12 protein-coding genes and 2 tRNA genes are annotated in these 14,883 nt (G+C 65.9%); 9 read left to right on the forward strand and 5 right to left on the reverse strand.

Annotation, left to right across the window (positions count from 1 at the left end):
• Positions 1-68: 68 nt before the first annotated feature.
• Positions 69-2,639, forward strand: coding sequence for a DEAD/DEAH box helicase family protein (locus ACOGJC_RS14725; protein WP_419845750.1), 2,571 nt, complete (start codon positions 69-71; stop codon positions 2,637-2,639).
• A gap of 54 nt (positions 2,640-2,693) precedes the next feature.
• Here ACOGJC_RS14725 and ACOGJC_RS14730 read toward each other — a convergent pair whose 3' ends face one another.
• Positions 2,694-4,667, reverse strand: a complete 1,974-nt coding sequence (locus ACOGJC_RS14730; protein ID WP_419845751.1) for a 5'-nucleotidase C-terminal domain-containing protein — start codon at positions 4,665-4,667, stop codon at positions 2,694-2,696.
• Between the two features lie 143 nt (positions 4,668-4,810).
• Positions 4,811-5,197, reverse strand: coding sequence for a nuclear transport factor 2 family protein (locus ACOGJC_RS14735; RefSeq protein WP_419845752.1), 387 nt, complete (start codon positions 5,195-5,197; stop codon positions 4,811-4,813).
• A 67-nt stretch (positions 5,198-5,264) separates the two neighbouring features.
• On the opposite strand from ACOGJC_RS14735, the gene ACOGJC_RS14740 reads away from it, so the two are divergent.
• Entirely contained in the window at positions 5,265-6,539 is a 1,275-nt protein-coding gene (locus ACOGJC_RS14740) for an MFS transporter (protein ID WP_419845753.1), read from the forward strand.
• On the opposite strand, the gene ACOGJC_RS14745 is transcribed toward ACOGJC_RS14740, so the two are convergent.
• Entirely contained in the window at positions 6,536-7,378 is an 843-nt protein-coding gene (locus ACOGJC_RS14745) for a class I SAM-dependent methyltransferase (protein ID WP_419845754.1), read from the reverse strand. The genes ACOGJC_RS14740 and ACOGJC_RS14745 overlap by 4 nt on opposite strands.
• Positions 7,379-7,510: 132 nt before the next feature.
• On the opposite strand from ACOGJC_RS14745, the gene ACOGJC_RS14750 reads away from it, so the two are divergent.
• From ACOGJC_RS14750 to ACOGJC_RS14780, 7 genes are all read left to right on the forward strand, one after another.
• Positions 7,511-8,395, forward strand: coding sequence for an FAD binding domain-containing protein (locus tag ACOGJC_RS14750; protein WP_419845755.1), 885 nt, complete (start codon positions 7,511-7,513; stop codon positions 8,393-8,395).
• Positions 8,388-8,876, forward strand: a complete 489-nt coding sequence (locus tag ACOGJC_RS14755; protein WP_419845756.1) for a (2Fe-2S)-binding protein — start codon at positions 8,388-8,390, stop codon at positions 8,874-8,876. Before ACOGJC_RS14750 ends, ACOGJC_RS14755 begins: the two co-directional genes overlap by 8 nt.
• Positions 8,873-11,194 carry a xanthine dehydrogenase family protein molybdopterin-binding subunit gene (locus ACOGJC_RS14760; RefSeq protein ID WP_419845757.1) on the forward strand — a complete coding sequence of 774 codons (2,322 nt, stop codon included), beginning with the start codon at positions 8,873-8,875 and terminating at the stop codon, positions 11,192-11,194. Before ACOGJC_RS14755 ends, ACOGJC_RS14760 begins: the two co-directional genes overlap by 4 nt.
• 13 nt (positions 11,195-11,207) lie before the next feature.
• On the forward strand, positions 11,208-12,317 hold the full coding sequence (locus ACOGJC_RS14765; RefSeq protein ID WP_419845758.1) for an LLM class flavin-dependent oxidoreductase: 1,110 nt from the start codon (positions 11,208-11,210) through the stop codon (positions 12,315-12,317).
• A gap of 70 nt (positions 12,318-12,387) precedes the next feature.
• Entirely contained in the window at positions 12,388-13,218 is an 831-nt protein-coding gene (locus ACOGJC_RS14770; RefSeq protein ID WP_419845759.1) for a DMT family transporter, read from the forward strand.
• Positions 13,219-13,252: 34 nt separating this feature from the next.
• Positions 13,253-13,328: transfer RNA gene (locus ACOGJC_RS14775), tRNA-Asn, on the forward strand.
• Positions 13,329-13,371: 43 nt separating this feature from the next.
• A tRNA-Ile gene (locus ACOGJC_RS14780) sits at positions 13,372-13,444 on the forward strand.
• Here ACOGJC_RS14780 and ACOGJC_RS14785 read toward each other — a convergent pair.
• Both ACOGJC_RS14785 and ACOGJC_RS14790 read right to left on the reverse strand, forming a co-directional pair.
• Positions 13,404-14,210, reverse strand: coding sequence for a phosphatase PAP2 family protein (locus tag ACOGJC_RS14785; RefSeq protein ID WP_419848249.1), 807 nt, complete (start codon positions 14,208-14,210; stop codon positions 13,404-13,406). The genes ACOGJC_RS14780 and ACOGJC_RS14785 overlap by 41 nt on opposite strands.
• Before the next feature lie 77 nt (positions 14,211-14,287).
• Positions 14,288-14,851, reverse strand: a complete 564-nt coding sequence (locus ACOGJC_RS14790; protein ID WP_419845760.1) for a hypothetical protein — start codon at positions 14,849-14,851, stop codon at positions 14,288-14,290.
• Positions 14,852-14,883 lie beyond the last annotated feature (32 nt).

Here is a 14,883-nt window from a genome sequence, read left to right on the forward strand (position 1 = left end):
TAGGTATCCCTCCGCCCGAGATCGTTCGTCTCGGCTAACGGAACGGAACATTGGGTAGGGTGCCGGCTGTGTCGGAGGGGGACGCAGGAAGGGCGAGCGCTCCCGGCGGAAGTCCCTTTGTCGATGGGCAGCCGCTGTTGCTGGACGGGTTTGATGACCGGCATCTTCACCTGGAGATCCTGCGCTGGCTGATCAACCCTGAGATCGACCAGGTCGATTTGGCCGTCTCCTTCATCATGAAGAGTGGCGTGAAACTCATCGCCGGCCACCTGGAGGCTGCGCTTCAGCGGGGAGCGTGGGTTCGGATCATCACTACTGATTATCTGTCCATTACCGATCCCGATGCCCTGACTCAGTTGCTAGATCTGGCTGATCGCCCCGATCTCAGTGATGCCCAACTTCAGGTGAAGGTCTTCCACGATCCGAAGGTGTCGTTCCATCCCAAGGCGTACTTGTTCCGGTCAACCGACAGCTCGGTCGCCGGGGGATTCGTGGGGAGTTCCAATCTGAGCTGGTCGGGCATACGAAGCGGGGTGGAATGGAACCTGGGCGTGGACCATGTTGGGCCGCTGGTCGAGAGTTTCGATCGGCTGTGGTCCGATCCCCGTTGCGCCTCAGTCGATGCCCGCTGGGTTGCCAAATACCGAAGAGAGCGACCTCCTGAGAGTATCCCCCGTACTCCACCCCCCGAAGCAGGTATCCCTATTGAGCCACCTAGCCAGCCGGTCAGTCCATGGCCTGTTCAGGTCGAAGCGCTCAGAGCTTTGGAAGAGACAAGGGACCGGGGCTATCGCCGTGGTTTGGTGGTTATGGCCACTGGGCTGGGAAAGACATTGCTAGCTGCGTTCGACAGCAGTCGCCCCGAGTTCCGCCGGGTCCTGTTCATTGCCCATCGAGAGGAGATTTTACGCCAGAGCCGGGACGCGTTTCGCCAAGTGCGGCCCGAGGGCCGATTTGGGTTCTTCTTGGGTGCTGACAAAGACTCCGAGGCCGACGTGGTATTTGCCAGCATTCAAACGCTGCACCGACACCTCAACCGCTTTGAGTCTGACCGGTTCGACTATGTGGTGGTCGACGAGTTCCACCACGCCGCCGCCCCCACCTATCGCCGGGCCATTGAGAGCTTCCGCCCGAAGTTCCTGCTCGGCCTTACCGCCACGCCTGACCGGCTCGACGGCGCAGACTTGCTCGCGCTCTGCGGCAACAACCTGGTGTTCGAATGCGATCTGGTTGAGGGCATCAGGCAGGAGCGGCTGGTGCCCTTCCAGTATTGGGGAATCAAAGACGTAGCTGATTACGCCCCAATCCCATGGCGCAGTGGCCGCTTCGATCCCGAAAAGCTGGCCGAGGCCATCGAGACCGAGCAGCGGGCCGAACAGGCGCTGGCAGAATGGCGGGAAAGGGCAACCGGCCCGACGCTGGCGTTCTGCACGACCATCGCTCACGCCGAGTTCATGGCAGAGTTCTTCAACCGAAGGGGAGTGCGGTCTGTTTCCGTGCACAGCGGCCCGCACTCGGCCCCTCGCCAGAGCGCGGTCGAGGACCTTCGGAATGGGGCAATCCAAGTGCTGTTCGCAGTTGACGTGTTCAACGAAGGCGTCGACGTCCCAGAGATCGGCACGGTCCTGATGCTGCGGCCCACCGATTCACCTGTGATCTTTATGCAACAGCTCGGACGGGGGCTTCGCCTTTCCGAGGACAAAACAGCGCTTCAGGTGATCGACTTCGTGGGAAACCACCACAGCTTCTTGATGAAGCCCAGAGTCCTCTTGGATTTGAGTTCGGCGGAAGGCAGACGGTCAGACAGAGCACTGGATGAGGTGATCGAAAGTGGGGACTTCGAGTTGCCTCCAGGATGCTCGGTGGAGTTCGAGTTGAGGGCAGTGGAACTGCTGCGTCAGATGCTCTTTCAGCGGGCTGACAGGAGGCGATCAACCGTTCGCGAGGAAGCAGCGGCGTTGGAAGAATTTTGCCGCAACTACTTGGAAGAGCACGATACGAGACCCACCGCAGCACAAGCATCACGTTCCCAGGGGATCAAGCCGGGGAGCGGTCCGATCAAGCGGGCGGGGGGTTGGCATCGCTATCTGAGCCGCCAAGAGTTGCTATCTGATGACCATCAGATAGCTGTCGATGAGGTTGGGACCGTGTTGAGAGCGCTGGAAACAGAGCCCATCACCAAGTCCTACAAGTTGGTGGCGTTGCAGGCAATGCTTGAGTTAGGAGGGGCATTCGAGCCGGTTTCGGTGGCTCAGGTGGCAGAACGGTCCCTACGGGCAATTCGGGAAGACCGCCGGCTCCGGGCTGACATCCAGATCAAGGAGATCCCCAACTTGGATGAGGTGTCGGCTGAGAAGTGGCGGGCCTACTGGTTGAAGTGGCCGCTTGAGCACCTGTCCAACAAGCCAGGCAAGTCCCTGTTCAGCCACGAATCCGGTGAAGACGGCGGAACGATGGCACCAACATTCTCGGTGCCCGAAGAGAATCAAGATGTCTTTGAGGAAATGGCCTTTGAGATCGTGGACTGGCGGCTCCAGAACTATCTCTTGAGCAGCGCTGTTGTGCCACCGGCTTCGGAGTTCTCCCATCAACGAAATGAGGAGCCGCCAGCCCAAGCCGCCGGAGGGGTGGCTAGCTGAGATTGGGGCAGGCCGCCCTTGGGCGGGGGTCGGTGGTGGGTTGGCTTTGAGGGGTTAGATGGTGAACCGCTTGCGGCGTCGGGAGGATGACAGGAGCTGGGAGATGCCGGCTAGGAGGAGGCCGGCGATGATCAGGGCGGCGCCGGTGAGGAGGAGGGGGCGGCTTTCTACGCCGGTAGCGGGGAGCTCGTCCATGGTGCCGTCGTCCATGTCATCGGCCATGCCGTCGTCCGTGTCATCCATGTCGGTGGCCACTGCGGTTATCCGGCCTTGGCCGGCTTCGGGGTAATCGGCGGGGGTGATGGTGCCGTTGAGGCCGTCGCTGATGTAGGTGGCCAGCGACTGCTGGTCGGTGAGGCCCAGGTGGGTGCGGGGGCCGTCGCCGAACAGGTATTGGTCGCCGCCGTTGGCCAGGAAGTCGAGCGTTACCAGGGCGATTGCGGGGGCGCCGTCCACCACGGCGCCGTCGCTCACCAGCGCGGTGCCGTCATCCAGGGTGATCGACTGCACTCGGGAGCCCTCGGTGGTCACGGTGTCGTCATCGATCTCCTGGGGGGTGCCCGCAGGGTCGTAGACGAAGCTCAGACCGGCCACTTGGGCAAAGCGGCCGCTGGAGTGCCCCGATACGGCGTTCTCCAACAGCACCTTCACCTGTGCGGCTGACACGTCTTCGATCACGGTGATCAAGTTGCCGAACGGGGAGACGTTGAACGTCTCCAGCAGGCTGATCGGCCCCACCGGGATCACCGAGTCGTTGCGGATCCCGCCCCCGTTTTGGAGGGCTATCACCGGCTGGGGCACGCCGAAGTCGGCGGCCAGCCGCTGCCCGTTCCACAGCAGGGCGTCGGCCACCAGGTTGCCCTGGTTGGTCTCATGGGTGCGGATGCCCGGCGAGCGGCGGCCATCGAGGGGCACCTCGGTGGTGCCCACCGGGACGGCGGCCAGCTCTTCGAGAGCGGCGGCCACGGGGGTGGTCACCTGGGCCACCACGTCGGGATGGGGCTCCACCGCGTCGGACTCGCTGCCGCCGGCCACCCGCCGCAGCCCGCTGGTTTCGTCGATGGCGGCCACGTTTCCGTCGGCGTCGATGGTGAGGACGAGCCGGCCCACGTAGGTGTAGTCGCCCGGCGTGGTCACCACCGGCACGCTGGTCCCGTCGGCCTGGGTGGCGGTAAGGGGGTAGGGGCCGTAGGGATCGCCGTCGCCGGGCAGCAGCACAGTGCTGTCGTCGGCCAACAGCGCGCTGCTGCCGCCGGCCACGATGACATCCACACCGGTGAGCTCAGCAGCCAGCGCAGTCTCGGCGCTCAAGGCCTGCAAGTGGGTGGACAGCACGATGATGTCCACACCGTCGCCGGTGAGGCGGTCGATCTCGGCCTGCACAACCTCGCCCACATTGGACATCACCGCCACATTGCGGGGGCTGGAGATGAAGGGGAGACCGGTCGTAGTGGCACCGATGATGCCGACGCGCCGGCCCTGCTTCTCCACCACCACCGACTTGGCGATCCGGCCCTCATCCACCAGCGCGGCCAAAACCGGCTCCTCGGAGAAGTCCAGGTTGGCGCTGATCAACGGGGCGTTGATCTCGGAGATGAACCGGGCGAGGAAGTCGGGGCCCCGGTCGAACTCGTGGTTGCCGATGGTGAGGGCGTCGTAGCCGATGAGGTTGAGGGCCAGCGCGTCGTAGAACGGGCCATCCTCATCCAAGCTGGCCGACAGCTCGGGGCCGCTCAAAAGGTTGTCGCCCGAGCTGATGGTGATCACCGCTGCACCGTCGTCGGTGGCCTGGGTTCGCAGTTGGTGGACCAGGGTGGCGAAGCGGGCCGCGCCGCCGTAATCGGGCAGATCCGATGACGCTTGCACCAGCTGCGACTCGCCGTCGTTGTGATGCAGGATCACCAGCTTCAGATCGCCGCTGTCAGAGGCCGCGTCACCGTCATCTTGCGCATTGGCCGCTACCGCGCCCAACAGGGCGGTAACCAGCCCCAACGTGATCAATGCCCACACAAACCGTCGGATTCTCACTGATCGACTCCTTCGTCGTTGTTGGATTCCCAAGGGGGTCAACCGGTCGGCACCTCATCGGTTTGACGCCCGCGACACACTGCCACGAGGAGACTTCTCCGTGTCAACGCGGGTACGAACCCCACTTGAACATCACAAGACAATCAGGGGCGGATCACCTCGGGGGCCCAGTTGGACTCGAAGCCGATGCCCGACAGCCAGGTCTCCACCAGCTTGCCGTTCTCGGCCCGAAAGGCCTGCACCCAGTCCCACTGGTTGCCGTCCACTTTCCAGGTGCCGATGGCCACGACGTGGTCGTCTTCGGCGATGAGCCGGTAGCGCAGGTCGGTGAACTCGGCCTGGCTGCACAGCGCGGCCACCTGCTGCTGGTACTCCTCGGCGGTCACTGATCGGGTGCCGCCCATCTCGTGGCGGACGTAGACCGGCCCGGCCAACTCCGGCACCAAGTCCGGGTTCTGCGCCCCCCACATCTCGTCGTACCACCGCCGCAGCACGGCTTTGGTCTCTTCAGCTGTTCCTCGATCAGACATGGCTTGAAGCTACGGCAGCGGGGCGGCAGGTGCCGCGTCGGAAGCCGAGGGCCGGTACCGTCGCAGTGTGAGCGACGTCGCCCCTGCCTCTGCCTCGGGGATATTCGCGTCGCTGTCCAACCGGGACTACGCCATGTTGTGGTGGTCGGGGCTGGTGGCCTTCCTCGCCGTGGGCATGCAGATCCTGGCCCGGGGGTGGCTGGCCATCCAGCTCACCGACAGCAACTCCAGCTTCGCCCTGGTGCTGCTGGCCTTCGGCATCGGCATGGTCACCGTCACCCCGTTCGGGGGAGTGGCCGCCGACCGGTTCGCCCGCCGGGCCCTCATCCTCGGCTCCCACCTCTCGCTCACCTTCAGCGCATTGTGGCTGGGGATCATGGTGGTGTTGGGCCTGGAGGAGTTCTGGATGCTCTTGCTGGCATCGCTCATCCAGGGGGCGTCGTTTGCGTTCATGGGTCCAGCCCGCATGGCCATGACCGGCGAAGTGGTGGAACGCGAACTCCTGTCCAACGCCATCTCGCTCACCCAGCTGACCGTGGCCAGCACCCAAACAGTTGGGCCAGCCCTGGCCGGATTTCTGGCCGACACGCCCAATTTCGGGCTGGCCGGGGTGTACCTGCTGAGCGCGGGCCTCACCGCAGTGGGGACCATCCCGGTACTCCTGCTTCCCACGTCGCGGCCTGAGCGGCTAGAGGCCCATAGCCCCTTCGAGGAGATCGCCGAGGGAGTGGCCTACGTCGCCCGGAGCCCCTATCTGCGGGTGGTGGTGATCTCCACCGCGCTCATGCTGCTGGTGGCCATGCCCTATCTGGCGTTTCTGCCCAAGTACACCGAGAGCGTGTTCGGGGTGGGAGCGCTGTGGCTGGGCGTTCTCCAGGGGGCCAACGCCCTCGGCGGCACCGTCACCGCCCTCCAAGTGGCCCGAATGCGCGACAACACCCAGCTTTGGCGGCTGCGGATCACCAGCCTGATCGTGGTGGCCGCCGGAGTGGCCGTTCTGGCCATCACCCCCAATCACCTGGTGGCACTGCCGGTGCTGTTCGTGCTGGGCGGCGCGGCCACCACGTTCCAAACCACCAACATGTCGATGTCGCTGCTGCTGTCCGAGCCGGTGTACCACGGCCGGGTTCAGAGCCTGGTCATGATCTCCTTCAGCGCCCAGAGCCTGATCGCATTCCCGCTCGGCGCCCTCGCCGACCAGATCGGGCTGCGGGAGATGCACGGCTACATGGCCGCGGCCACCGTGCTGGTCGTGGTGTATTCGGTACTCGCCGGGCGCCAAGCCCGCCGCTTGACTCAAGCAGCCAGAAGCCAAGCGCAGGTGGCCAGCGGCTCCAGCTAGGCCCGGGCGCTGACCATCCAGGCGGCCCCTCCCATGGTGATTCCGTCGGGTGTGCGGCGGCGCTCGACCATGGCGCCGAGGGCGGCCTTGACCCGGTCGATCACGTGTACGTCGGCGTTCTCGGGAATGGCCGTGCCGGGCAGGAGGTCCATGTAGTAGCGGACCAACTCATCGGTGGTCCCATCGCCGATGCTCAGCGGCAGGTCATGGGGGGTGATGTCGATGTCTACCAGCCCGGCCCCGGTGAGGATTGAGCTGATCCGATTGGCCGAGGCCAACGAGAACGGCCCGGGTGCGTCGGGGTCCATCGGCGCAGGCGGGCCCAGCACCTCGGCTACCGCCTGCCCCGGCTCGGTGACCCAGGAGTTCTCGCTCGGCGAGCGCCAGCAGACGAAGCTCAAGCGCCCGCCGGGCCGCAGCGCCCTCCTCAGATTGGTGAATCCGGCCACCGGCTCGGCGAAGAACATGATCCCCATCCGGGAGAAGGCGCCGTCATAGTGGCGGGGCTCGAACTGATGAGCACCCGCATCGGCCACCACAAACGAGGTGTTGGCCAAACCGGCGTCAGCGGCCCGGCGGCGGGCCTCATCGAGCATGGGGGCCGACACATCCACTCCGGTCACGTGACCGCTGTCGCCCACCAGTCGGGCCAGCTCCAGGCTGGTGGTGCCGGTGCCGCAACCGATGTCCAGCACGTGCTCGCCGGGGTCGGGATGCAGCCGGGCAATGGCGGCTTCCCCAAGGGGGGCCAGCATGCCATCCAGCCTCTCCCGATACTCGACCCACACCGGTCCCCGGTCGTTCCAATAGCTGCGGAGTTCCTCGGCTACGTCGGTCACCGCCTCAGTCTTTCAGATCACCTCAGCAGTCGGTTATCTGAAATCGACTAGCTGCTGCCCCGCCAGCGATCTGAAGCTGCCGCAGCCGCTTGCCTGCGAGTCTGTTCACCAATCGGGCTACAGTCCTCGGCGGTGAAACCTGCTCCTTTTGAATACCACGCTCCCGAGACGGTGGCCGACGTGGTTGGGCTGTTGGCCGAGCACGGTGATGACGCCAAGCCCCTGGCCGGCGGCCAGAGCCTGGTGCCCCTGCTGGCCATGCGCCTGACCCGCTTCGAGCACATCGTGGACTTGAATCGGGTGGACGAGCTGTTCGGCGTAACCGCCGACAACGGCGGTGTCCGCATCGCGGCCATGACCCGCCAGGCCGCCGTCGAAACCGACGCGGCGGTGGCCGATCGCGTGCCGCTGCTGCACATGGCCACTCCCCACATCGGCCATTTCCAGATCCGCAACCGGGGCACCATCGGCGGCTCCATCGCCCACGCCGACCCGGCGTCGGAGTATCCGGCGGTGATGCTGGCCCTAGACGGGGTGGCCGAGATCGCCTCGGCATCGGGCACCCGGGAGGTGCCGGCCGCCGAGTTCTTCGATTCCACGTTCATGACCGCGGTGGCCCCCGATGAGCTGCTGGTGGCCCTCCGGTTCCCCTCATGGGACCAACCGGCCGGGTTCGCTTTCGATGAGATCGCCCGGCGCAGCGGCGACTTCGCTTTGGCCGGCGCCGCGGTGGGCATCGGCACTGATGCGGCGGGCCGAATCAACCGGGCTGCGGTGGGCATGCTGGGCGTCGGGGCCATCCCGCTGCGGGCGTCGTCGGTGGAGGCGGCATTGATGGGGGTGGCCGCCGCCGATGCCGACCCCGCCGAGATCGGGCGTCTGGCGGCCGACGACATGGACCCCATCGGCGATGTGCACGCCAGCGTCGAATATCGCCGCCAGGCCGGATCCACCCTGGTGGGTCGGGTGCTGGCCGATGCACTGGCCCAAGTGAGCACGGAGGCTGGCAATGGCTGATCCGATTCCCCTTTCGATGACGGTCAACGGCCGGACCCGGCGAGGGCTGGGCGAGCCCCGGCTCACGCTGGCCGACTTCCTGCGGGAACAGGCCCAGTGCACCGGCGTGCATTTGGGCTGCGAGCACGGGGTGTGCGGCTCGTGCACTGTGCTGATGGACGGCGACGCGGTGCGCTCCTGCCTCTTGTTCGCCGTGCAGGCCGACGGGGCCGACATCACCACCGTGGAGGGGCTCGCCCCTGACGACGAGACGCTTCACCCGGTGCAGGAGGCGTTCCGCGACTGCCACGGCCTCCAGTGCGGGTTCTGCACCCCCGGCTTCGTGGTGTCGGTGGTCGCCTTCTTGGAGGCCAACCCCGATCCCTCCGACGAGGAGATCCGCCACGGCATCTCCGGCAACCTCTGCCGCTGCACCGGCTACCAGGGCATCGTGGCCGCCACCCGCCAAGCCGCCGCGGTCATGAAGGGGGGGCAATCATGACTCAAGGCGCAGCAGCCGCCCGCTATGTCGGCCAGTCGGTCAAGCGGCTGGAGGATCCCCGCCTGGTTACCGGGCACGGGCGCTATGTGGACGACATTGTGCTTCCCGGCATGCTCCATGTCGCCTTCGGGCGCAGCGACTTGGCCCGAGCCACCATCACCCGTCTCGACACCTCGGCGGCCGAAGCGCTCGACGGGGTCCACGCCGTTTTCACCGGTGCCGACCTGAACTCCTACAACGACTCGCTGCGAGCTTCGCTGCATCCGCCGGAGTCACCCGCGCCCCCGGCCAACATGCTGGCCGACGGAGATGTGCGCTTCGTGGGCGACCCCTATGTGATGGTGGTGGCCGAGAGCCGGTACATCGCCGAAGACGCCCTCGAGCTGGTCGACGTGGAGTTCGAGCCGCTCGACCCGGTGGTGGACTACGAAACCGCGGCCGAATCCGACGATCTCGTCCATCCCGAGTTGGGGAGCAACCTGGCCCACGACCTGCCCGTGCCCAATCCGGCCCAACAGGAGGCCTTCGAGAACGCGGCCCACATCATCACCGAGACTTGGCACCAGCATCGCCAGACCAACGTGCCCATGGAGACTCGGGGCATCGTGGCCTCCTGGCAGCCCCACGCCGGGGTGATGGAGGTGTGGGCCTCCACCCAGAGCCCCCATGAGCTGCAGCTCGTCGGCGCCCGGGTGCTGGGCATCGGCGAGCACAAGATGGTGGTGAACTTCGGAGATGTGGGCGGCGGTTTCGGCCAGAAGATGTTCTTGGGCCGCGAGGACATGGCGGTGCTGGTGGCGGCCAAGCTCCTGGCCAGCCCGGTCAAGTGGATCGAAGACCGGCGGGAGAACCTGCTGGCCTCCAACCACGCCCGCATCGAGCAGATGGCGGTCACCATGGCGGTGGACGAGGACGGCAACTTCTTGGCCGCCGACTTGGACCAACTCGAAGACGACGGGGCCTATCCGCTGGGCGGCCCGGCTACACCGGGGGCCATGGCCACCATGCTGTACCCCGGCCCGTACCGGATGGGACCGGTGAGTTGGCGGGCCCGCACGGTGTACACCAACACCTGCGGCCGAGGGGCCTATCGGGGACCGTGGCAGATGGAGAGCGTGGCCCGCGAGCAGATGATCGACCGGGTGGCCCGAGAGATCGGCATGGACCCCCTCGAGCTGCGCCGCCGCAATGTGTTGACCCCCGACGACCTGCCCTATCAGGTGTCCACCGGTCTGTTCTTCGAGACCACCATCTCCCCGGAGAAGACCCTGGATCAGGCCGCCGAGATGATCGGCTACGACGACTTCCGGGCCGAGCAGGCCAAAGCCCGCGAGGAGGGCCGCTATCTGGGCCTCGGCATGGCCCTCTACATCGAGCCCACCTCGATGGGCATGGGGCCGCTGGGCACCGAGTCGGCCATGTTGCGGGTGGAGGTCGACGGACACGTCAACGTGTTTATGGGCACCGGTTCCCACGGCCAGAGCCTGGAGACCACCATCGCGCAACTGGTGGCCGACGAACTCGGGGTGCGCCCCGAAGACGTGACCCTGCACCAGGGCCATGGCTCGGGTTACGGGTTCGGCACCGGCGGCAGCCGATCGGCGGTCATCGCCGGGAGCGCGGCCCGGGGCGCGGCCTCAGGGGTGCGAGAGAAGGTGGTGGCCATCGCCGCCCACCTGATGGAGGCCTCCGCCGACGACTTGGAGGTGGCCGACGGAGTTGTCTCGGTCAAGGGCACGCCGTCGGCCTCGATGACCATGGCGCAGGTGGCGGCCACCGCCTACCAGAACTCCGACGCGCTGCCCGAGGGCATGGAGGCCGGCCTTGAGCACACCGCCCGCTACAAGGCACCGCCCAACACCCACTCCAACGCCTGCCACATCTGCACCTGCGAGCTCGATCCGGGCACCGGCAAGGTCACGCTGCTGCGCTACGTGGTGAGCGAAGACTGCGGGGTCCTGATCAACCCCATGGTGGTGGACGGCCAAATCGCCGGGGGAGTGGTACAGGGAATCGGTGGCGTGCTCTATGAGCACGCGGTGTACGACGAGAGCGGCAACCCGCTGGCCTCTACGTTCCTCGACTATCTGGTGCCCACCGCGGCCGAAGTACCCGAGTTGGAGACCGGCCACGTGGTGGTGCCCTCCGATACCCCCGGCGGGCACAAGGGAACTGGCGAGGGAGGGGCCATCGGAGCACCCCCGGCGGTGTTCAACGCGGTAGCCGACGCCCTGGCCCCCTTTGGGGTGTACCCCAACCGCCAGCCGCTCGACCCCAACGCGGTGCTGAGCCTGATCGCCTCGTCCAACGACTCATAGGAGTGTCCAGCCAATGAGGTTCGCCCTGTTCTACGAGATCCCCGTGCCCCGCCCCTGGGACGAGGACAGCGAGCGCCGGGCCTACGCCGAGGTGCTGGAGCAGGCAATCCTGGCCGACAAACTTGGCTTCGACAGCGTGTGGACGGTGGAGCACCACTTTTTGGAGGAGTACTCCCATTGCTCCAACCCCGAGGTGCTCTACGGTGCCATCGCGGCCCGCACCGAGAACATCCGCATCGGCTACGGAGTGCGGCTCGCCCCCAAGCCCTACAACCACCCGGTGCGCTCGGCCGAGTCGGCCGCCACCCTGGACGTGATCAGCGGCGGCCGGGTGGAGTTCGGCACCGGCCGGTCCAACAGCCGGGCCGAGCTGGAGGGATTCGGCATCGACCCCAACGAGACCCGGGCCATGTGGACCGAAGCGGTGAACCACATCGCCGGCTGCTGGATGAACGACGAGTACAGCTTCGAGGGCGATTACTGGTCGATGCCCCGGCGTCGGGTGATCCCCAAGCCCCTCCAGAAGCCGTGCCCGCCCATGTGGGCCGCGGCTGGCAGCGATGAGACCCACCACATCGTGGGGTCCATGGGGATGGGGCTGCTGTCGTTCAGTGTGTTCGTGCCCATGCCCGACCTGAAGAACAAGATCGACATCTACCGCAGTGCTATTGCCGACTGCGCCGACCCGGTGGGCGGGCGCATCAACAACCGGGTGGCCAGCTTCACGATGGTCCACTGCGCGCCCACCACCGACGAGGCCTACGAGGTGGGGCGGCAGTCGTTCGAGTGGTATCCCATCGCCGGGTTGCAGCTCTCCGCGTCGATGCCCGCCTGGCAGGCCGACCGCAACCTCGAGTTCAACGACTTCCAGTACCTGGGCGCGATCACCGAGATGCTCGACAGCGGCATGGCCGAGGAGGCCATGAACCTGGAGGGGCTGGTGGAGATGGGCACCGCGCTGATCGGCGACCCCGACCAGGTGATCCGCCTGGCCAAGGGCTATGAGGAGATCGGCACCGACCTGCTGTTCTGCGCGGTGCAGCCCTACAACATCCCCCACGACAAGGTCATGGAATCCATCGAACTCCTCGGCCGCCACGTTTTGCCGGCGTTCGACCATTAGCTCGTCGCCACCTGCCTCGGAACCGGGAGCGGTCGGGCCCCGCACACCCAAAGCCCAAAAGGGCCTCGGCATGTGGGCCGCGGTCGTCGGCATCTTCTTGTTCAGCTGGGGACCCGTCTTCGTCCGCGACAACGAGTTCGGCGCGCTGCCGTTCGCGTTCTGGCGGCTGATCGGGGCGGCGGCCTGGGCGGTGGCCGCGCTGTACCTGCGGGGCGGGCGGCTCGACCGCCGAGTGCTGCGCCACTCCCTGGCCGGCGGGATGGTGTTCACCGTCAATGCGATCACGTTCTTCACCGCCATCAAGACCACCTCGGTGGCCAACGCCATGGTCGTCGGGGCCACCGCTCCCATCTTCTTGCTGTGGGCCGCCAGCCGAGTCTTCAAGGAGAGGATCAGCTACCGGGTGATCCTGGCTACCCCGGTGGCCATTGCCGGGATGGTGCTGATGCTGTTGGGTCGCTCGGCGGGCTCCGGCGAGGGATCGCTGTCCGGCGATGTGCTGGCGGTGGTGGCCATGTTCGCCTTCGCCGGCTATCTGATTGCCTCCCGCATTGCCCGCAACCACCTGAGCGCCTTGGAGTACCAGGCCGGATGGTCCACCATCGCCGCCGCCTTGATGCTGCCCATCTCCCTGCTGTCGTTCGACCCCCTGGTGATCTCCGACGGCTGGAGCTGGGGGGTGGCCGCCACCATGGCGGTCACCGCCGGTCTGGCCCACCTGATGGTCAACTACAGCCACCGGTTCGTGCCCCTGCGGGCCATATCGCTGCTGAACATGGCCGCGCCGGGCCTGGCTGTGCTGTGGGCCTGGTTCTTGTTCGACGAGCAGCTTGGCGGGTTGCAGTGGCTCGGGGTCCCCTTAGTGGTGATTTCGGTGCTGGCCGTCATATTGGATGAGTGAGCCAGCTTGTGGGCAGGGTAAAATTACAGGTCGATCCGGGGTAGCTCAACCGGCAGAGCAAGCGGCTGTTAACCGCTAGGTTGTGAGTTCGAGTCTCACCCCCGGAGCCAAACCGGCACCAGATCAACGGGCGTGTCGCTCTAGGCTGTCAGCGGGCCCGTAGCTCAGTGGTCAGAGCAGGCGACTCATAATCGCTCGGTCGCGGGTTCGATCCCCGCCGGGCCCACATCTTCTTCCTCGGCCTCCTCTTCCTGCCAGCGGCGGGTGAGCCAGCCGAGGCGGTGGGCGACGTACAGGCCGATCATGGCCAATGCGATGCCCACGAAGCCGTCGATCACCCAGTGGTTGCCGGTGAGCACCACGGCCACTGACATCAGCAGCGGGGAGGCCACCGCGAAGACCCGCACCGGGATCGACCGAACGGTGCGGAACAAGATCACCCCGGCCAGAACATTCCATCCCACGTGGAAGCTGGGCAAAGCGGCGTATTTGTTCACTACCGACGGGGGCTGGAGGTACTTGTAGGAGGTGGACAGCTCGGTGACCGTATCGGTGAACCCGTCGAAGAAGCGGGGCGGGGCCACCGGGAAGAAGGCGAAGAACACCAGGCCCAGCGCACCCGAGACGATCATGGCGTTGCGCATCAGCGTGTAGCGGCTCCGGTTGTAGTGGTACAGCAGCAGCAGAGCGCCGATGATCACCGGCCAGTGCAGCCAGATGTACACCCAATTGAAGAAGGTGACCAGCCAGTGGTAGTCGAGCACGGCCGACTGCGACCACGCCTCCAGGTCCAAGCCGAGGGTGGATTCGAAGGTGAGCAGGTCATAGGCGTTTTTGAACGCGGCGACTTCCGCCCCTTTGGTGAGCATCCGCACCCCGAAGTAGATGAGCGCGGCCACGGTCACGATGAAGACCTGGCCCGGGAAGTAGCGCCAGCCCCGAGCGCTGCCGGCAATCTCCGGCGCAACGATGATCTTGAGCCGACGAACCATGGGATAACTATGTTACCGAATCGTTACCGGCCCGTCGCAAGGAGTTCGCGGCGAGGTTACCTGTGGTCAGGCAGTTCTCAGATCTCTCCCAGCCAGGCGGGGGCCCGGTCGAGCAGGAACTCGCTGATCTCGGCCACCTTGGGCATGACGCCGCCAAGGCACTCCTGGCCGGTGAACATGCCGGTGATCGAAACCTCCACCCGGGCTGTAATGGAGATGCTCCGTTCCGGGGCGTCGGTGACCGCGGCGTAGGCATCGATGGCCGACACGTCCAGCGGCAGGTCCATGCCGCCGATACCGGCCAGGTCGGTGGCCAAAAGCAGCAGATCGGGGCCGTCGGGCAGCGGCGGCAGGCTCCACGACACCACCATGGGAAGCTTGAAGTCCTCGGTGGGCTCCACACCCTCGGGCAGTTCCATCACATGGTCCTCAAAGCTCAGCATCACCCGGGGATCCACTTCGAGGGCGATGTGCACGTCGAGCGGGCCACCGCAGGCCACCGCCGGGTGCAGATCAATCTCCCAGGCCTGGCGCATGGAGTAGGTCTCCACGAAATGGCGATCATCGTGGACATGGAAGCCGTGATCAACGGCATGGTCCTTGAGATCGGCGATGAAGGTAGCGATATCGACGACAGCCAAGAACCCCACACTGCCACGAAATTAACCGTGTT

The sequence above is a fragment of the Candidatus Poriferisocius sp. genome, from assembly GCF_965204015.1.
Taxonomy (GTDB): Bacteria; Actinomycetota; Acidimicrobiia; order Acidimicrobiales; family Bin134; genus Poriferisocius.